The sequence below is a fragment of the Catellatospora methionotrophica genome, assembly GCF_011297335.1.
GTDB classification, from domain to species: Bacteria; Actinomycetota; Actinomycetes; order Mycobacteriales; family Micromonosporaceae; genus Catellatospora; species Catellatospora methionotrophica.
On sequence record NZ_JAAOTJ010000005.1, the window covers coordinates 289,584 to 308,267 of the forward strand.

At 72.1% G+C, this 18,684-nt stretch carries 16 protein-coding genes and 1 pseudogene; 9 read left to right on the forward strand and 8 right to left on the reverse strand.

Going from position 1 to position 18,684, the window contains the following annotated elements:
- The first annotated feature begins 2 nt into the window (after positions 1-2).
- Complete coding sequence (locus HAV40_RS15820) at positions 3-989, forward strand: ABC transporter permease (RefSeq protein WP_166381813.1); 987 nt, start codon at positions 3-5, stop codon at positions 987-989.
- 95 nt (positions 990-1,084) lie between these two features.
- Positions 1,085-2,815 carry an ABC transporter substrate-binding protein gene (locus tag HAV40_RS15825; protein WP_166381816.1) on the forward strand — a complete coding sequence of 577 codons (1,731 nt, stop codon included), beginning with the start codon at positions 1,085-1,087 and terminating at the stop codon, positions 2,813-2,815.
- A 267-nt stretch (positions 2,816-3,082) separates the two neighbouring features.
- Here HAV40_RS15825 and HAV40_RS15830 read toward each other — a convergent pair whose 3' ends face one another.
- A complete protein-coding gene (locus HAV40_RS15830; RefSeq protein ID WP_239086523.1) occupies positions 3,083-4,666 on the reverse strand; it encodes a S9 family peptidase in 1,584 nt (527 codons plus the stop codon).
- 200 nt (positions 4,667-4,866) lie between these two features.
- Between HAV40_RS15830 and mshB the strand changes: the two genes are divergently transcribed.
- Together mshB and HAV40_RS15840 are read left to right on the forward strand one after the other, a co-directional pair.
- Entirely contained in the window at positions 4,867-5,745 is an 879-nt protein-coding gene (gene mshB / locus HAV40_RS15835; RefSeq protein WP_166381820.1) for an N-acetyl-1-D-myo-inositol-2-amino-2-deoxy-alpha-D-glucopyranoside deacetylase, read from the forward strand.
- Positions 5,742-6,155: a hypothetical protein gene (locus tag HAV40_RS15840; RefSeq protein ID WP_166381822.1), complete on the forward strand. Its 414-nt coding sequence runs from the start codon at positions 5,742-5,744 to the stop codon at positions 6,153-6,155. The genes mshB and HAV40_RS15840 overlap by 4 nt, the downstream gene beginning before the upstream one ends.
- A gap of 4 nt (positions 6,156-6,159) precedes the next feature.
- Here HAV40_RS15840 and HAV40_RS15845 read toward each other — a convergent pair whose 3' ends face one another.
- Positions 6,160-6,915, reverse strand: a complete 756-nt coding sequence (locus HAV40_RS15845) for a bestrophin-like domain (RefSeq protein WP_166381824.1) — start codon at positions 6,913-6,915, stop codon at positions 6,160-6,162.
- Positions 6,916-6,971: 56 nt separating this feature from the next.
- On the opposite strand from HAV40_RS15845, the pseudogene HAV40_RS39215 reads away from it, so the two are divergent.
- Positions 6,972-7,790 (forward strand): annotated as a pseudogene (locus HAV40_RS39215) (DUF6923 family protein); the annotation flags it as partial.
- 338 nt (positions 7,791-8,128) lie between these two features.
- Here the strand turns inward: HAV40_RS39215 and HAV40_RS38000 are convergent.
- Both HAV40_RS38000 and HAV40_RS15855 read right to left on the reverse strand, forming a co-directional pair.
- Positions 8,129-8,404: a hypothetical protein gene (locus HAV40_RS38000; protein ID WP_203671547.1), complete on the reverse strand. Its 276-nt coding sequence runs from the start codon at positions 8,402-8,404 to the stop codon at positions 8,129-8,131.
- Between the two features lie 161 nt (positions 8,405-8,565).
- On the reverse strand, positions 8,566-9,975 hold the full coding sequence (locus HAV40_RS15855; RefSeq protein WP_166381826.1) for a DUF2254 domain-containing protein: 1,410 nt from the start codon (positions 9,973-9,975) through the stop codon (positions 8,566-8,568).
- 91 nt (positions 9,976-10,066) lie between these two features.
- Here HAV40_RS15855 and HAV40_RS15860 point away from each other — a divergent pair, with 91 nt between their 5' ends.
- Entirely contained in the window at positions 10,067-11,779 is a 1,713-nt protein-coding gene (locus tag HAV40_RS15860) for a VanW family protein (protein WP_239086521.1), read from the forward strand.
- A gap of 10 nt (positions 11,780-11,789) precedes the next feature.
- Complete coding sequence (locus HAV40_RS15865; protein WP_166381828.1) at positions 11,790-12,239, forward strand: hypothetical protein; 450 nt, start codon at positions 11,790-11,792, stop codon at positions 12,237-12,239.
- A gap of 112 nt (positions 12,240-12,351) precedes the next feature.
- Here the strand turns inward: HAV40_RS15865 and HAV40_RS15870 are convergent, their stop codons facing one another.
- Complete coding sequence (locus HAV40_RS15870) at positions 12,352-13,302, reverse strand: GNAT family N-acetyltransferase (protein ID WP_166381830.1); 951 nt, start codon at positions 13,300-13,302, stop codon at positions 12,352-12,354.
- A gap of 106 nt (positions 13,303-13,408) precedes the next feature.
- Between HAV40_RS15870 and fdxA the strand changes: the two genes are divergently transcribed.
- Both fdxA and dapC read left to right on the forward strand, forming a co-directional pair.
- Positions 13,409-13,735 carry a ferredoxin gene (gene fdxA, locus HAV40_RS15875; RefSeq protein WP_166381832.1) on the forward strand — a complete coding sequence of 109 codons (327 nt, stop codon included), beginning with the start codon at positions 13,409-13,411 and terminating at the stop codon, positions 13,733-13,735.
- Positions 13,736-13,767: 32 nt separating this feature from the next.
- Complete coding sequence (dapC, locus tag HAV40_RS15880) at positions 13,768-14,835, forward strand: succinyldiaminopimelate transaminase (protein ID WP_239086551.1); 1,068 nt, start codon at positions 13,768-13,770, stop codon at positions 14,833-14,835.
- Between the two features lie 15 nt (positions 14,836-14,850).
- On the opposite strand, the gene HAV40_RS15885 is transcribed toward dapC, so the two are convergent.
- From HAV40_RS15885 to HAV40_RS15895, 3 genes are read right to left on the reverse strand one after another with little or no spacing between them, the layout of a single operon-like run.
- Positions 14,851-16,137, reverse strand: coding sequence for an AAA family ATPase (locus HAV40_RS15885; protein WP_239086517.1), 1,287 nt, complete (start codon positions 16,135-16,137; stop codon positions 14,851-14,853).
- On the reverse strand, positions 16,134-17,747 hold the full coding sequence (locus tag HAV40_RS15890; RefSeq protein WP_166381834.1) for a hypothetical protein: 1,614 nt from the start codon (positions 17,745-17,747) through the stop codon (positions 16,134-16,136). Before HAV40_RS15890 ends, HAV40_RS15885 begins: the two co-directional genes overlap by 4 nt.
- Positions 17,744-18,673: a hypothetical protein gene (locus tag HAV40_RS15895; protein ID WP_166381836.1), complete on the reverse strand. Its 930-nt coding sequence runs from the start codon at positions 18,671-18,673 to the stop codon at positions 17,744-17,746. Before HAV40_RS15895 ends, HAV40_RS15890 begins: the two co-directional genes overlap by 4 nt.
- Positions 18,674-18,684: the final 11 nt, after the last annotated feature.

An 18,684-nucleotide genomic window follows, 5' to 3' on the forward strand; every position in this document is an offset into this window, starting at 1 on the left:
AGATGCTGCGATTTCTGATCAAGCGCCTGCTGCTCGGCACGCTGACCATGTTCGCCGTGAGCCTGGTCGCGTTCGGCATGTTCTTCATGCTGCCGCGCGACGCGGTGGCGACCATGTGCGTGAAGAACTGCAACCCCGAGCGGCTGGAGCGGGTGCGCGTCGAGCTGGGCCTCAAGGACCCGCTGATCGACCAGTACACCGGTTACATGAAGGGCATCTTCGTGGGCCGGGACCTGGGCAGCGCGCAGGGCGGCTTCTGTGACGCGCCGTGCCTGGGCTACTCGTACACCAGCAGCGAAGAGGTCTCCGACATCTTCGCCCGGGTGCTGCCGGTGACCCTGAGCATCGTGATCCCGGCGGCCGTGCTGTGGCTGGGGCTGGGTATCGGCCTGGGCATGATCTCGGCCCTGCGGCGCGGCACGGTCTTCGACCGGCTGGCCATCGGCTTCTCGCTGACCGGCGCGTCCATGCAGCTCTACTTCGTCGGCGGCATGCTGATGATCATCTTCGTGTACACCCTGAAGATCCTGCCGGTCCCGCACTACACCTCCCTGTGGGACGACCCGCTGGACTGGGCGAGCGGGCTGGTGCTGGCCTGGGTGGCGCTGGCCTTCCTGTTCTCCGCCGTCTACGCCCGGCTGTCGCGGGCGCAGATGCTGGAGACCCTGGCCGAGGACTTCGTGCGCACCGCACGGGCCAAGGGCCTGACCAAATCGCGGGCGTACGGGCGGCACGCGCTGCGCGCGGCGATTACCCCGATCGTGACCATCGCCGGGCTGGACATCGGCGGCGCGCTCGGCGGCACCGTGATCACCGAGACGACCTTCGGCATCCAGGGCCTGGGCCGCACCGCCGTGGAGGCGGTCCGCCTCGGCGACCTTCCGACGATCATGGCGACCGTGCTCGTCTCGGCGGTCTTCATCGTCGTCGCCAACATCGTGGTCGACCTGCTGTACGCGGTCATCGACCCACGGGTGCGCCTCGGCTGAGCCCGGGGCGGCCGTACGAAGAGGTATGGCGAAATTCGTCAATCCTTGCTACACATTTCGTAAGTTTCCTTCACACCACCGGCACGGGAGTGAATATGAGATCCAGAGCGATACTGGCAGCGGGAGGCGTGCTCGCGCTGACCGTGGCCCTGGGCGCGTGCAGCGAGAACAAGAACACCGACAGCGACGTCGACACCGACCGGGTGTCGTCCGGCGCGATCGCGACCGACCCCGCGGACTCGAAGGGTCCGGCCAAGCCGGTCGACGGCGCGGCCAAGGGCGGCACGTTCACCGTGATCCGCCAGACGAAGATCTCGCACATGGACCCGCAGCGGGTCTACTCGTTCGTGGGCCTCAACACCGCCCCGCTCTACGCCCGCTTCCTGACCACCTGGAAGGACGACGGCAAGGGCAACGTGACCCTCGTCGGCGACCTCGCGGAGACGCCGGGCGTCAACGTCAACAAGGACTGCAAGGTCTGGGAATTCAAGATCAAGGACGGGGTGAAGTTCGAGGACGGCTCCGCGATCACCTCCAAGGAGGTCGCGTACGGCATCGCCCGCTCGTTCGACCCCGACCTGGCCGGCGGCCCGACCTACATCCAGGAGTGGCTGGCCAACGACGCGGCCTTCGACACCAAGTGGGACTTCAAGGCCAACAAGACCTCGCTGCCCCCGGGCCTGACCACCCCGGACGCCAAGACGCTGCGCTTCGAGTTCGCCAAGGCGCACTGCGACCTGCCGTTCGCGGCCTCGCTGCCGGCCACCGCGCCGCTGCCGCCGGCCAAGGACACCGGCGTCGAGCTGGACAACAAGCCGTTCTCGTCCGGCCCGTACAAGCTGGTCAAGAACACGGTCGGCGTGGAGATGCTGTTCGAGCGCAACGAGCACTGGGACGCCAACACCGACCCGGTGCGCAACGCGTACCCGGACAAGTTCGTCTACAAGTTCGGCCCGAACGCCGAGGCGCAGACCAACCGGCTCATCGCCGACGGCGCCGAGGACCAGGCCACCCTCGGCTGGAACGGCGTGGACTCCTCGCTGGTCGCCAAGGTCGCCGGTGACGCCGGTCTGATGGCCCGCACCCTGCGTGAGCCCACCCCGAGCGCGTGGCGGCTGTCCATCAACACCCAGCGGGTGCCGGACCTGTCGGTCCGCCAGGCCCTCAACTACGCGATCGACCGGCCCGGCATGGTCAAGGCCGCCGGTGGCGACCTCAAGGTGGCCGCACTGACCACCCTGATGCCGCCGTCGACCCTCGGCTTCAAGAAGTACGACGCCTACCCGACCGACATCGAGAAGGCGAAGTCCACGCTGGCCGGCAAGACCCCGGAGCTGGTGCTGGTCATCGGCGACGACTCGGGCGCGCAGGAGCTCGGCACCCAGGTGAAGAACAACCTGGAGAAGGCCGGCTTCAAGATCACGATCAAGGTCATCCCGGCGGACAGCAAGCTGGACGAGACCAAGAAGAAGGACAACCCCTGGGACCTGTACCTGGACTCCTGGGCGGCGGACTGGCCGAGTGGCGCGGCGCTCCTGCCGGTGCTGTTCGACGGCCGCACCATCAAGGCCGAGGGCAACAGCAACACGTCCTTCGTGAACAACGACGCGATCAACGCCGAGTTCGACCGCGTACTGGCCCTCGACCCGGCCGCCCAGGCGCCCGAGTGGGCCAAGCTGGACGAGCGGATCATGAAGGAGCTGGCCCCGGCGGTGCCGCTGTACGCCGACGTCATGTTCGTGATGCAGGGTTCGAAGGTCGGTGGCGTCTACATCGACAGCATCTTCGGCTACCCCGCCTTCACCCGCGCCTTCGTCAAGCAGTAACCCGCACCTGCTCCACCGGGGCGGCACCCTCACCGGGGGTGCCGCCCCTTCCTGTCACCCCTGCTCGCCGTTCTCCCCGTTCCAAGATCGCCGTTTCGGGTCGAGATCTGCGGTTAGGCCTCACCTTTCGACCCAAAACGGCGATCTTTCCGGGGAGGCGGCGAGGGCTGCCGAAGGTTGGCTTTCGGAGGGTGTGGGAGCGGGGGCCGCGCCGCAGCCACCATGCCCTCCGCCCACGCAACCGGCTGCGTGGGCGGAGTTCTGCGGTCAGGAGCGGATCTCGACCGGCTCGGTCTCCTGGATGATCACCGTTGGCGGCAGGTCGTCCAGGGCGTGGCGGGCGTAGATCTCACTGTCCAGCTCCGGTGGGCCCAGGTAGCGCTCGGCCAGCGGGGCGGGCAGCAGCGCCCAGTCCCACGGCTCGACGGCGACCGCCGCCCGCACCGTGTCCGGCCGCCGGGCCGCCAGCAGCGCGGCCAGCCACCCGCCGAAGCCCCGGCCGTACGCGGTGACACGGGTCAGGTCCAGGTCGGAGTGCTTGTCGGCGATGATGCGCAACGCCTCGGCGTGGTCGGCGACGGCCAGGTCGGCCACCCGCCGGTGGGTCACCTTCTCGAAGCTCGGCGACACCCCGACGGTGCCCCGGCCGTCGACCATCACCACGGCGAACCCGGCCTCGGCCCAGTGCCGCGCGGCGGCGTACGCCTGGTGGTCGTTGCGTACCTGCTGCTGGGTCGGGGTGTCCGGCAGGCACAGCAGGACGGGCAGGCGGCGGCCGAAGACGTGGCCGGGCGGGTAGAGCACGGCCGTCGGCAGGCGCCGGTCGGTGACCCGGTCCAGCGCGGGGCGGATCGTCGTCGCGGGAACGGGGCGGCGCGGGGTCAGCTCGGCGACCTGGTTGCCCGCGAACCACACGGTCAGCTGCACGTCCTCGTCATCGAGGCTGCGCAGGCCGGTCACCACGGTGTCGCCGCCGCAGGCGGCACTGTGCCAGCCGGGCACGCTGGTCAGCCGGTGCACCACCATGCCGCCGCTGGTGCTGCTGCGGACCCGGAACAGGTGCTGCTCGGCGGGTTCGCCCTCGCTGGCCTCGATGAGCAGGTCGCCCAGCTCGCCACCGGCCGAGCCGGGGCCGAGCCGCCCGACGACGCGCCGGACGTACAGGTTCGGCGGGGTGAGCAGGGTGCCGTCGGCGAACAGGCAGCGCGCGTCGTACCCGTCGTGGGAGATCTCACCCCCGACCAGCACCCGGCCGTCGGCGAGGTGGCGCGGGGTGCCCGCGACCGGGTTGACCCAGCGCGGGTCGGCCAGCTCGGCGTGCACCTGGGTCTCCCCGGTGCGCCGGTCCACCGCCAGCACCAGGCCGTGCCCCTGCGAGCGGCGCAGCGCCGTGATCAGCGGGCCGCCGTCGGACCAGCGCACCGTGCCCAGGTACGGGTAGATCTCGCGGTCCCAGTGCACGTCGACCCAGCCGCCGTCGAGGTCCAGCAGGTGCAGCGAGATCTGCTCGCCGCTGCGGCGGGTGGCCAGGATGCTCTCCCCGTCCGGAGCCCACCACCAGCCGGTACGCCGCTCGAAGTAGCAGGCGTGCGGATCGGCCTCGCCCCAGCGCACCCCGTCCGGCTCGCCTGCCAGCAGCTCGTCGGACGTCCCGGCGGCCACCCGCAGGGTGCCCTCGTGCAGGTAGGCGATGCGGCGGCCGGTCGGGTCAGGTCGCGCGGCGGCGACCGGGCCCGGTGTGGACACCACGGACGTTCCGTCGGCGTCGCGACGATGCAGGCGACCGCCCGACGTCCAGACGACTACGGTGCCGGTGCGGTCGAAGGCGAAGTCGTCCACCGCCTCGGCCACGGTATGGACCCGGCCCGAAGCCGGTTCACACACGTCCAGCACATGATCATGCAGGTGGCCCACCCGAAGGCCGTCAGCACTGACGGCTATGCGGTGGCCAGGCCCCGGACCGTCAGGCTGCTGCGCCTCCATGGCCGCGATGCTATCGACGCAGGAGGCAGGCGCGTGGCGGTTTGCCTGATGCGGGCTAGAGTGACCGGGTGGCTCGCAGCATCCTGTTCGTTCACGCGCATCCCGACGACGAGTCGATCGGCACCGGCGCGACCATGGCTCACTACGCTGCGCAGGGCGCACACGTCACCCTGGTGACGTGCACGCTGGGCGAGGAGGGTGAGATCCACGTGCCCGAGCTCGCCCAGCTGGAGGCCGCACAGGCTGACCAGCTCGGCGGATACCGGCTGACGGAGCTGCGGAGCGCGCTGGCCGCGCTGGGCACCATCGACGCCCGGATGCTCGGCGGCGCGGGCCGCTACCGCGACTCCGGCATGATGGGCACGCTCGCCAACGAGCACCCGCGCGCCTTCTGGGGCGCGGACCTCGAAGAGGCGTCGATGCACCTGGTCGAGATCATGGACGAGGTGCGGCCGCAGGTCGTCGTCACGTACGACGCGAACGGCTTCTACGGCCACCCCGACCACATCCAGGCGCACCGCGTCGCCATGCGCGCCTCGGAGATCGCCGCCGAGCGCGGCTTCGGCCCATCCAAGATCTACTGGACGGCGATGCCGCTCAGCGTGCTCAAGGCCGGGGTCGAGGCGCTGGCCGACTCGACGGACAACCCGTTCGCGGCGGTCACCGACGTGGCCGACTTCCCGTTCGGCACGCCGGACGAGGAGGTCGCGGCCTGCATCGACGGCTCCGACCACCACGACGCCAAGGTCGCAGCGCTCAAGGCGCACGCCACCCAGATCCCGGAGACGTCCTGGCTCTACTCCATCGCCGGCAACTTCGGCCAGGAGTTCATGGGCGTCGAGCACTACACGCTGGCGCACGGGGTGCGCGGTCGCGGCGACGGCCCGTACGGGTGGGAGACCGACCTGTTCAGCGGCCTGCCCGACGGCTCACCCGCCGCGCGGTGAGGCTGCTCGACTTCGCCCTGCGCGGGGCGGGGGCGGTGCTCGCGATCTTCCTCGGCGGGGCGTCGGCGGTACTGGAGGCCGTGTACACCCCGTACCGCATCGGGGGGTGGCCCGCGGTGTGGCTGGTGCCGGTCGCGTTCGGTGTCGGGGTGTTCCTGGACTGGTTCGCCCGCACCGCCACCGGGGCGGCTTGGGGCTGGTGGCTGCCCGCCGTGCCCTGGTTCCTCATCATGATCTTCGCGGTGGGCGGCACGCAGGAGGGCGACCAGATCGCCTCGACCTGGCTCGGCCTGCTGGTGCTCGCCGCGGGCGGCATCGGCTTCGTGGGCCCGGCGGCCTTCCGCGCGGGCCGGCGCACCACCGCGCCCCGGCCGCGCGCCGCCGCCCCGCAGCTCACCCACCAGCCCTGACCGGTCACGCGCCGAGGCTGTCCAGGCGCGTGACCACGTTCTGGTACGCCGTCGACGGCACCCGCTCGGTGCTGGTGAACGGCCGCTCGATCTGGTGGATCGTGAACAGCAGCAGCGTGATCATGCCGACCACGGCGGTGGTCATGGCGAGCTGCGTGCCGAGGCTGTCGAAGCGGAAGAACAGGATCGGCATCCCCGCCAGCAACGCGCCGAACAGCAGCGCGAACCAGGTCACGTCGCCGATCCGCTTGTCGGCCAGGGCGAGCCGGTCCTCACGGGCCTGCATCACCGCGTGCACGGTGGCCTCCGCCGACTCGCTGTCCGGCGGCACCGGCACCCGCGCCGTCGCCGAGCGCAGGTTGCTCAGCACCGTCCAGCCCTGCTCGCCGACCGGTTCCCCGGCCCGCATCCGGGGCAGCTCCTGCTCCAGGATCTCGCGCAGGTAGGCGCGTGACAGCGCCTGGATCTCGGCCCGCACCTCGGGCGGCCCCGTCTCGGCTGCCCAGGCCACCGACTGCACGGCCTGGGCCTCCCGGTACGTCGCATCGCGGGCGTCGTTGCCGATCTGCCACACGTCGATGAAGACGAACGCGGCGACCACGGCGTACAGCGTGCCGGTCATGGAGAACACCACGCTGAGCACGTCGTGGATGTCGGGGCGGCGGTCCGGCGGCCAGGAGCGGCGGATCAGCACCACGGCCAGGGCCGCGATGCTGCAGATGGCGAGAAACCACAGGAGACCGCTCGCGTACGCCCGCATGAGTCCTCCAAAACAGTATTAGCCCAAACAGGGCGTTTAGGGCTATACAAGATGCTATGCGTGCGACGTCCAGATTTCGACCCCTCGCTGTCGGGCTGTTCCTGGCCACGGCAGTCGCCCTCCCATCGGGGATCGCGCTGCTCGCATCCGACGCCGCGCTGGGAAACGCGGCTGCGCCGCCCGGTGAGCTGCTGCAGGTGCGCTCCGCCGTGCCCAACGCACCGTCCGAGCTGGTCAGTCTGAATCCCGACACCGGCGCGATACGCCGCCGGGTCTGGCTGCAGTACACCGTCAACGCGATCGGGTACGACCCCGCGCAGCGAGTGCTCTACGGCATCGCCGCCCGGTTCCGGCTGATGCCGCTGGGCGGCGGCGGGCACCTCGTGGCGATCCGTCCGGATGGGACGGTCACCGACCACGGGCCGGTGCGCGGCACCCCGCCCGCAGTGCCCGTGGAAAGCGCGAACGCCGGTGCGATCGTCGACGGGGAACTTCTGCTGGCGGCCGGGGGACGGCTCATCGGCCTCAATGTGCGGGCCGGGTCGGCGACCTTCGGGCGGGTCACGCGCGACGTGGCACTGTCCGCGCCGATGTCCGTGGCGGACTGGGACTACGACCCGTACCGGCAGGCACTGCTGGGCGTCGATCCGTCCTGGCCGTCGCCGCGGCTGATCGCGGTCGACCCGGTGACCGGCCAGGTCAGCGCGAGCGGACTCAGCGGTGACCTGCGGCGCGGTGGATCCTATGGTTCAGCCGCGCTGATCGGCGACTCGCTGTACGTCGCCGGCAACGGCATGGCCCGCCCCCTGCGGCAGTACCGCGTCACGCTGTCCACCGGCGAGGCCACCCTGCTGGCCGCCACGCAACCGGTGTACCAAACCGACGCGGCCTGGCTGCCCACCGCCCCGAGCCCGTCGCCGTCCCCCAGCCCGTCACCGTCCCCGAGCCCTTCGCCCAGCCCGAGCCCATCGCCGTCTACGAGCCCGAGTCCCAGCCCTTCGCCTAGCCCGTCCCCGAGCCCATCGCCATCGCCGAGCCCAAGTCCGTCGCCGTCCCCAAGCCCGAGTCCGTCGCCGAGCCCGTCTCCGTCTCCGAGTCCGTCTCCGAGCCCGTCTCCGTCTCCGCGTCCGTCTCCGAGCCCGTCTCCGTCTCCGCGTCCGTCTCCGAGCCCATCGCCGTCTCCAAGCCCGTCGCCGTCGCCGTCGCGGAGTCCCTACGGGTCGCCGCGGCCGTCGCCTTCGCCCAGTCCCAGCCCGATGCCGTCGCCGTCGGTCTCGCCGTCGCCGAGCCCATCGCCGTCGCCCGCTGTGGTGCCGGTGCCGGAGCCGTTGGCGCCGCCGGAGCCGCCCGAGGAGCCGAGTCCGTCACCGGAACCGCCGCCGCCTCCAGCGCCGAGCCCGGCGCGGCGGCCGGTAGTGATCGACCCGGAGCCGGTACGGCATACCCGCGACCCGGTGGAGACCGGCCGGAACACGGTCGTGATCTTCATCCTCGGGCTGTCCGGCACCCGCCTCCTGCTCGCGGCCCGCCGCCGCCGACGCTGACCCGCCGCCCCCACCTGCGCAACTCTTAAAGAGTCGCCGTCTCGGAGCCCTCCGGACGCCGCGACTCTTTAAGAGTTGCGGCATGGGAGGGGGGCTCGGGGCGGGGTCAGGTGCTCGGGTGGCGGGTGGGCTGCGCGGTGCAGGCCGCACCTATCGCTTCCACCATGGCCAGGTCGGCGGGCAGCATGCCGGTGGCGCGTACGCCCTGGAGGGTCAGGTCGATCTGGTGGTCCAGGGCGGCGATGGTCCGCGCCCGGTCGGGTGTCATCGCGCCGCGGTAGCCGGACAGGCAGCAGTCGCGCAGCATGCCCATGGTTCGCAGCAGCGGGATGACCACGCTCGGGTGGGGCGCGGCGTAGTGCCGCAACTGGTTGAAGGCGTGCGCGACGTATTCGGTGTGGTCCAGATCACACGGGGTCAGCAGGGTGCGGCCCTCCCGGTCGCGCATGGCCTGGGTGGGGCACTCGGCCAGCAGCAGCGGGCGCATGACCGAGCCGATACGCAGGATGACCTCGACGGCCGTCGTCGGGTCGTTGACGGCGGCGGACAGCGCCCGCAGTCCCACGTCGGTGAGCTGGCGCAGGCCGAAGTCGATGTCCTGCTGCATGGTGCGGGCCACGCCGATGATGACCGCCTCGGCGACCAGGCGGGCCGAGGTGGCCTTGTCCTCAGGCGGCGGCCACATGGTGACCAGCGGCGTGCCCGCGGTGATGAACGCCCCGACGCGGGTCTCCAGCCGTACCACCGTGTCCGGAGGCACGGCCGCGACGATGGCGCGGCGGCTGAGCTGCTGCACCCAGCCGTCGGTGACGGCGGTGACGATGAGCGGCGGGCCGAGGGAGCCGACGTCGGGCGGGTCGACCGGCTCGCCGACCTTGACGCCGATGCGCGGCCCGTACGGCAGCTCGCCGATGAGGCTCTGGGTCTCCCGGGCGACCCGCTGCACGATCCGGCCGACGTACTGGTTGCGGCTGATCCGGTCCAGGTAGACGACGATGGCGATGACCGAGAGCAGGGTGAGCAGCAGGGCGACGCCCACGGTCAGCGGGGGCGCGTGGTCGGCGGCGGTGTCGATGCGCGCCAGCGCCAGCACGCAGAACGCGAATGTGCTGAGCAGCAGGCCGACGAGCACCTGGCCGTGCCTGTCGCGCCAGAAGCCGCGCAGCACGCGCGGTGAGAACTGGCCGCTGGCCAGCTGCAACGAGACCACCAGCAGCGAGAAGACCACACCGGCCGTCGTGATCATGGCACCGGCGATGATGCCGAGCAGGGTCACCGCCACGTCCGGCGTGAAAGTGATCACTTCGCTCGGGTTGACCATGTAGCGCTCGTCGATCTCCGCGAGCACCATCGCCAGGACCATGGCAACCGCGAGCATCATGATCGGCAGGAACAGCAGGCTCTCCGCCAGGCGGTCGCTCAGCGCCCGGGAGCGCAGGCGGCGTACGTGCGGGGCGACCTCGTGTTCGTAGTGGGCCGCCGTCCCACTGTCCCCATCTCGGACAAAGCCCTCCATTAGCCACCATTTTCTCGTATGTGGGTGACTTTCATATAACGCGCTAACCTTGCCGATCAACGTCTCCCACCAATGATGATGAGGTGCCGTCTTGTCCGTCGCCCCCGTACCCCACCGACGCTGGCTGATCGCGGGTCTTGCCTCCGTGCTCGTGCTCACCGTGTCCGGGGCCTTCGCCGGTCACGCATTCAGCGCGGATGTGCCCCGCGGCGCGAAGGTGCTCGGCATCGCCATCGACGGCACCACCGAGCAGGCCGCCGACGCCCTGCGCACCGGACTGGCGGGCCGGGGCGACCAGCTGGCCGCGCCGCTGACCGTACGCATCGGGGACAAGACCGCCACCGTGCAGCCGCAGGACGTCGGCCTGGCGGTCGACGTGGACGCCACCGTCGCGGCGGCCGTGTCCCGTGGCCACAACCCGTTCGCCTCGCTCTTCGGCGGCGACGAGGTCCCGCCCGTGGTCACCGTGGACGAGGCGCGCCTGGCGAGCGCCCTGGCCCCCGCCGCGAAGCAGTCCGGCGCGGCGATGACGCTGCCTGCCGTAACCTTCGACGGGACGACGCCCAAGCCGGTGTACCCGAAGGCCGGTCGCGGGCTCGACCCGGCGCAGGCGGCCGACGCGGTGCGCGACGGCTGGCTGCGCCGGCCCGAGGTCGAGGTGAAGCTCGGCGAGAAGAATCCGGTCAGCTCGAAGGCCGACGTCGACCGGATGGTCGCCGAGGTGGCCACCCCGGCGGTCTCCGCGCCGGTGACCGTCACCACGCCCAAGGGCTCGGTGACCGTGTCCCCGAAGGCCATCGCGGCGAGCCTGGTGATCAGCTCGGACGCCAAGGGCGAGCTGTCCAGCCGGGTCGACGAGAAGAAGCTGCGCAAGGCCCTGGGCAAGGACCTCACCAAGGTCGAGGTGCAGCCAAAGAACGCCACCATCGACGGCTCCGGCGGTGTCCCGCAGGTCGTGGCCGCCAGCGGCGGTTCGCTGGTGGACACCGCCAAGCTCGCCGCCGACCTGATGCCGGTGCTCCAGCGCGGCAGTGACCGCACCGTCGCCGCCGGGATCACCGACGTCAAGCCCGCGACGACCACCGGCGACCTCGCCGAGCTGGGTATCAAGGAGCAGGTCTCCAGCTTCACGACGTACTTCACCGGCGGCCTGAGCAACCCGCGCAGCAAGAACATCGTGCAGATCGCGAAGGAGGTCGACGGTGCGATCGTGCGGCCGGGGGAGACCTTCTCGCTCAACGGGCACACCGGTCCGCGCGGCTACGCCGAGGGCTACTTCGACGCGCCCGTGATCATGGACGGCAAGCTGGTCCCGGGCGTCGGCGGCGGCGCGTCGCAGTTCACCACGACCATCTTCAACGCCTCGTACTACGCGGGCATGAAGGACGTCGAGCACAAGCCGCACTCGTACTACTTCACCCGGTACCCGGCCGTCATCGAGTCGACCATCATGTACCCCACGCTGGACCTCAGGTTCACCAACACCACCCCGTACGGCGTGCTCATCGACACCTCGCACACCGACAGCTCGGTGACGGTCAGCATGTGGTCGACCAAGGTCTACGACAGCGTCACCACCCAGTACGACCCCAAGCGCGACATCACGCAACCGGAGAAGATTTCCCTCGAGGACGGCCCGACCTGCATCGCTACTGAGGGTAGTCAAGGTTTCACTCAGGACGCCTGGCGTATCTTCCGCAAGGACGGTAGAGAGATCAAGCGGGAGAAGTTCACCTGGCGGTATAACGCTGAGCCACAGTTCGTGTGCGAGGCGAAGAAGCCGCCGTTGACTGCCAAGCCCTGAGGAGGCTTCGATGAAGGAGCGGTGGCTGCCGGTAGGCGTGATCGCCGGCGTGCTGTTCGTAATCAATGTGGTCGCCCGGTGGGTGGCCAAGGGCATTGACGATCCGGACACGGAAGCCACGGCGGGATTCGTCGCACTCGGTGCGATCGGGCTCGTGTTCTTCGCGATGGCGCTGTACTGGGGGCGCGTACGCCCCTGGTCGCGGGTGGTCGCCGACCTGGCCGCCGCGGCCGTCGTGGGTTGCCTGCTGAGCATCCTCGTCGGCCCGTTCCTGGCCGGGGAGAGCCCGTTCGTGAACGGCGCGGGCGCGTTCTTCCAGCAGGTCTGGGTCTACGGCGCGATCTTCGCCGTCGGCGTCGGCCTGGGCATGGTCGGCCTGATCGCGTTCGCGGCCGACTACCGCGCCAAGCAGCTCAAGCTCTTCGCCGAGCGCACCAAGTCCCACCCCCGCCGCGTCTAACCCGAAGGAAGGGCACCTTCCCAACGCCCATGCGTGGTGGAAGGTGCCCTTCCTCGTGCCTGAACCGGCGGTGAGCCGCGCTGCCGAGTGCCGGGACCGCCCCGCGAGAGCGTCAGCGGAGCTGGTAGCGGGTGTAGCGGTGGTGGCGGGTGAAGCCGAGCTTGGCGTACATGGCCAGGGCTGCCGCATTGTGCGACTCGACCTGGAGGAACGCGTCGGTCGCGCCGCGCTGGACGGCCCAGCGGGCCAGCACGCCCATCGCCTCCCCGGCCAGGCCGCGGCGCCGGGCGGCGGGAGCCGTCTCCACGCCGAAGACGCCCAGCCAGCGGCCGCCGCCGGTGACGGTGCCCCGGGCCCGCGCCAGCAGCGCCCCGCTCTCGTCGTACCGGTGAGCGAAGACCAGGTCCGGCACCGCCGTCAGCACGTGCAGCGCCGCCTCGGGCAGCGGTCCCCGGTCGTCGGCCACCATCGCCAGGAAGCCGGGCGACATGGCCGGGCTGAGCTCGAACGCCTCCCCGTCCGGCGTCGCCGCGATCAGCTCGCCGAGCGCGCACACCTGGACATCGGACGTGCACTCGGCGTGCCAGCCCGCCTTGATCAGCTCGCGCTCGACGCTCGCGGCCAGCGGCAGCGGCACGTCGACCTGCGGCGGAAGGCCCTGTCGGCGGTAGAAGGCGACGACCGCGTCCAGCGCTGCCGGCAGCGGCAGGCCGGGGTCGCCGACGGGCAGCGCGGAGTTGGCCCGGCCGGTGTAGCCACCGGCGGCTCGCAGCCGCCACGCGCCCAGTTCCTCGACGACCGGCGGCGGCCACGCCTCGGCGGCGGCCAGCTCCAGGGCCGCGATCTCCCGCGCGGTCGGACCGCGCCGCGCGGGCACGACCTTGGCCCGGTGCACCTCGGCCAGCGGCACGACGACCAATCCGTGGGACGTCGCGACGGTGAGGGACGCGTCCCCGAACGCGGTGAGATCGCCCAGGACATCGGTGAACTGAGGGCGATCACCCACGATTCCGGCGTATCTGCGTACCACTACGCGGGACCCGAGATCACTCTTAGCCAACACTGACTACCTACCTCCCTCACCCGGATACTAGGCTTTGACTTGGCCGCGTGGAGCGGCGGAACGTGCACTGTCATGTTCCGTATGAGAGTGCGTGGAGGGACGACCCGTGACCTACATCATCGCCGAGCCGTGCGTCGATGTGCTCGACAAGGCCTGCATCGAGGAGTGCCCTGTCGACTGCATCTACGAGGGCAACCGCATGCTCTACATCCACCCGGACGAGTGCGTCGACTGTGGTGCGTGTGAGCCGGTCTGCCCGGTGGAGGCGATCTTCTACGAGGACGACGTGCCAGAGCAGTGGCGCGACTACACCACCGCGAACTACGAGTTCTTCAACGAGCTCGGCTCTCCCGGTGGCGCCTCGAAGATCGGAAAGATCAGCGCGGACGCCGCGTTCGTCGCGGCTCAGCCCGCCAAGGAAGGCGACCACTGAGCACGCCGGTTTCCGGTGCAGGCCGGCGGAGGATCTCCGCCGGCCTGCCCGACTTCCCCTGGGATCTGCTGGAGCCGTCGAAGCGCCGTGCCGCAGCGCACCCTGACGGCATCGTGGACCTGTCCATCGGCACCCCGGTCGACCCGGTCCCCGCGGTCGTCCGCAAGGCGCTGGCCGAGGCGTCCGACGCCCCCGGCTACCCGCTGACGGCGGGCACCGCCGACCTCCGACAGGAGATCACCGCCTGGACGGCCCGGTCCTGCGGGGCCGCGCCCGGTTTCGGCGTGCTGCCGACGATCGGCTCCAAGGAGCTGGTGGCCTGGCTGCCCACCCTGCTCGGTGTCGGCGCGGGCGACACCGTCGTCATCCCCGAGGTCTGCTACCCGACGTACGAGGTCGGCGTGCGGCTGGCCGGTGCGCGCGTGCTGCGGGCCGACGCCCCTGTCGCGGGGGAGCGCCCCGCCCTGATCTGGATCAACTCGCCCGGCAACCCGCACGGCCGGGTCGCGTCCGAGGCCGAGCTGCGCGGCTGGCTCGCGTACGCCCGCGAGACCGGCGCCGTGCTGGTCAGCGACGAGTGCTACCTGACCCTGCCGTGGACCGCGACGCCCGTGTCGGTGCTGTCGCTGTGCGACGGCGACTACACCGGGGTGCTGGCGGTCCACTCGCTGTCCAAGCGGTCCAACCTGGCCGGTTACCGGGCCGGCTTCGTCGCCGGTGACCCGGAGCTGGTCGGCGAGCTGCTGGCGGTACGCAAGCACGCGGGCATGATCATGCCCGCGCCGGTGCAGGCCGCGATGATCGCCGCCCTGGCCGACGAGACCCACGTGGACGAGCAGCGGGCCCGCTACGCCGCCCGCCGCGAACTGCTGCGGGGGGCGTTGCTGGGCGCGGGGTTCACCATCGGGCACTCCGAGGCCGGGCTCTACCTGTGGGCGACCCGCGGCGAGGACTGCTGGGCGACCGTGGACGCGCTGGCCGAGCTGGGCGTGCTGGTCGCGCCGGGAGCGATCTACGGACCCGGCGGCGCGAAGCACGTCCGCGTGGCGCTCACCGCCACCGACGAACGCGTCCGCGCGGCCGTCGCCCGGCTCGCCTGACCGGTCGCCGCCCCGTCAGCGGGCCGGGATGCGGTGCGGGGCCAGGCGTTCCAGGAAGGCCCGGTTGGCCTCCCAGCCGTCGACCTGCGGCGGGTCCGTGCCGAGCCAGACCGGCTCCGCGGCGGGGTACGCGTGCAGCTGCTCGTCGACCCCCGCCCGGCTGATGACCACGCACGCCTGCCGGTGCCGTGAGGCGAGCACGCACAGCCGTCCCGCCTCCAGGTGGAACGCGCTGGCGTCGCGCCGCCCGCTGAGCGGATGCCAGGCCAGCACCACCTCGTACTGCCGTCCCTGCAGCCGGTTGGCCGTGTCGACGGTGACCCCGGTGACGCCCCGGCGCTGCAACGCGGCTTCCACGTGCGCCTTCTGGTCCCGGTGCACCACGCCCACGGCGACGTCGGCCCGGCTCAGCGGGCGCGGCCCCGACGGGTCCACCGTGGACACGTCGGCCGTGACGAGCTGGTGGGCCAGGTCGGCGATGGTCGCGACCAGCGCCGGGTCGGTGCGCGGCACGTGCGCGGCGGGCAGTTCCAGCAGCGCCCAGCCGTGCTCGGCGGCGTGCGCCAGCGCGGGGTGGGCGAGGCTGGCCAGTTCGAGCCGCCGGTCGCTCGGCGCGGCTCCGGCGGTGAACGCGCGGGTGTAGAACGCGTCGGAGATGACCGGTGCGGTGTGCGGGGCCAGCCGCCAGCTCACCGGCAGCGGGATGACGGGCGTGTCCGGGTGGTTGCGCAGCAGCGTGCCCGCCGCGGTGTCCAGCGGCCAGGTGGCCAGCGAGCGCACCGAGTGCTCGTCGGCGACCGTGAACGGGGCGAGCTGCCCCGGGTCGCCGACCAGCAGCAGCCGGTCGAACAGGTGCCCGACGCGCACCAGTGCCGCCGCCGACATCTGGTACGCCTCGTCGATGACGCCGAGCGGCCAGGTGCGCTCGTCGGCCTTGACGTACGCCCATTTCGCGGCGGTGCCGACGATGACGTCGCAGCCGCCCAGCTCGCCGAGCTTGGTGCCGGTGCGCACCTTCTGCCGGGGCCAGCCGGCCGGCGGCGTCCACTCCTGGCCGTGCAGGCGGCCGGTGGACAGCCCGGCTCCGGCGAGCGCGATCACGAGGTCGTCGGCCTGGTCGTTGGTCTGCACCACGATCGGCACGTGCTCGCCGACGGCGACCAGCCGTTTCGCGAGTTCGCGGACCAGTGTCGACTTGCCCGCGCCGGGCGGGGAGTCGACGACGACGGCGCGGTCGGTGCCGCGTACCCGATTCCAGACCTCTTCGATCGCGGCCTCGTGCCGCGCTCCGGCGCTGGTCACCAGCCACCTCGCGAATCGCCCGACGGTACCGCGCCGCTCGGCGCGGTCGTGCTGCCTGACGCGGCCGGGCTGGCCGGGGTGACGGTGCTGTCGGGGACGGCGCGGGGTTCCGGGACGCGCCCGGCCGCCCCGTCCGCCGGTGGCGGTGCGGTGGTCGCGGCGGTGGTGGCCGTGGTGCCCAGGACCACGTCGGTGTCCAGGTCGTCGTCGAGTTCGGGTTCGGGGGCGGGCTTCGGGCGCGACGAGCGGGTCGGCCAGGGCAGCTCGTCGGGCAGGTTGTCGGGGAAGTACTGCAGCGGCCCGAACGGGGCGAGCACCACCTCGGTGTCGGTGTCGGGCAGCAGGCCTAGCTTGGGCCGGGTCACCGCACCGCTGGTCACCATCAGCTCGACGGTGTCGTCGGTGGCCGCGCGGACGACCATGCCGACCTTGCCCCACCACAGGTCGGTGCCCGCGGGCCGGTCGAACGCGGCCGAGGTGCGCACCCACAGCAGGGGGCGCAGCACCGACCGGCCACCGGCGTTGACCACCGTGTGCTCGGGGTCGCGCTTGATGACGACCCCGGCGACGGCCTCGCCGGTGGCCAGGTAACGCGCCATGACCAGCGGATCGTCCAGCGCCATCTGCCGTTCCAGGGCGGCCGTGCGGGTCTCCAGCTCGTGCAGGAAGCGGTACGCGGGCACGTCGGACAGCCGCGCGCTGAACGACACCGTGCCCGCCAGCACCCGTTCCCGGTGCCGGGTCCACGACCAGCGGTCCGACTCCCACCGTTTGGCGACGTGCTCGCCCGGCGGCAGCATCCGCACCAGGTCGATCGCCGCCCAGGTGTCGCGCCAGGGCCCGGCCAGCACCTCGGCGGCGGCCAGCTTGAGCCGCCGCACGTCGCCCTGCTCCTTGGCCCGTTCCAGGGCGGGCCGCAGCACGACGGCGTCCCAGGCCGGGTCGCTGGCGGGCCCGGCGGGGGGCATCGCCTCGGCGTCGCGGGCGGCCTGCCAGGCGTCGGTCCCGGCGGGCGGTTCGATCCAGGCCAGCAGGCGGCCCAAGTGGCCGTCCTCGGTGGGCAGCTGGCCGGTGCGCCAGTGCGCGGTGAGCAGGTCGGTCGCGGTCAGCAGCACGCTGGAGCCGGGCAGGTTGCGGCGGGAGGCGATCCAGCCCAGGTGCGCCCCGGCGGCGGCCAGCACCGGGTCGTCGAGGGAGCGCAGGTACTGCCCGAGCAGGCCGACCCAGTGCGCGGTCGCCTCGTTGGGCACGATCAGCTGCGGGGCGTCCACACAGCACAGGTCCACGTCCAGCTCACGGCCGCTGCCGGTGGCCCGGACGACGGGTTCGGTGACGGTGTAGCGGCTCAGGTAGGTGGCCAGGTCGCGGGCGAGCCCGCCGAGCGCGGCGAAACGCTGCGCCCGGTCGCGCGGTTCGGCGACGGTCAGCAGCTTGGGGGAGTCGCGGAACGAGCCGTAGCGGATCGCGACCGGGGCGGACGGTTCACCGGCCAGGTGGTATCCGGCCAGCAGCCAGGGCCGGGGGGACAGGTGCCGGTGCGCGCGCGAGGCGGCGGGCACCGCGCGGGCCTGCGACAGCGCCAGCAGTCGCTGGTAGACGTCGAGGCTCATGCGGTGCTCCCTCCGCCGACCGCCCAGCCGTACGCCGCCGCCGCGCGGGCCAGCTCGTCCGCGATGGCCTGCTCGGCCTCCCCGGACGGGGCACGCTCGCCGTGGGCCAGCGCGAGGGCGTGCGCGGCGATCCCGACGGGGCCGCACAGGTTCGCCGCCGCGCCGCCCGCGCGGGCGACCGTGCCGGTGCGCTCGGCCTCGACCCGGCAGTGGGTGTACATCGGACAGCTCGGGCAGCCGTCGCCGAACCGCGCGTCGACCTCGGTCAGGGCCGTGACCAGCGCTTCCCCGGCCAGCGGGGTGCGCAGCCGGGCGGGCAGGCCACCGGCGTCGAGCCGGTCAAGCGACCAGGCCAGCCGCCGCACCTGGGGCGCGACGTCGAGCAGGGTGCCGACCGGGGCCAGGCCGAAGTTGCGCGGCAGCACCAGCAGGCAGCGGCTGCTGATCCGCTCCGGCACGGGTGCGGCCTGCCGCAGCGCGGCCACCACGACGGCCAGCTCGCGGGCGGTCCCGGCGACCTTGGCCGGGTCGGCGTGGCCGTCCAGGCAGGCGTACGACCTGATCTCGACCGGGTACAGCGATGTGTCGTCACCGGCCAGCACGACGCGTTCGGGGGTGACGGGCAGGCCGCCCAGGCGCAGCCGCGGCCCGCGCCAGACCCACAGGCCCGCGCCGACCGGCAGTTCCGCCGTCTCGACAGCCTCGGTGGCCTCGATGCCGAGGTGTGTGCCGACCAGTTCGGGCAGCCGGGCCGTGGCCAGGTGAGTGAACGTGCCGTCGCGCTCCCGGGCGTACGGGCTCTGCCCGCCGGGCGGCGAGCCGATCGCCTCGGCCAGCAGCCCGAGGTCGACCTGCGCGGCGTCCAGGGCCTGCCGCCGACGGCAGCCGGGCGCGTCGAGCAGCCCGGCTATCCGTCGCGGATCCAAGGAGGTTCTCC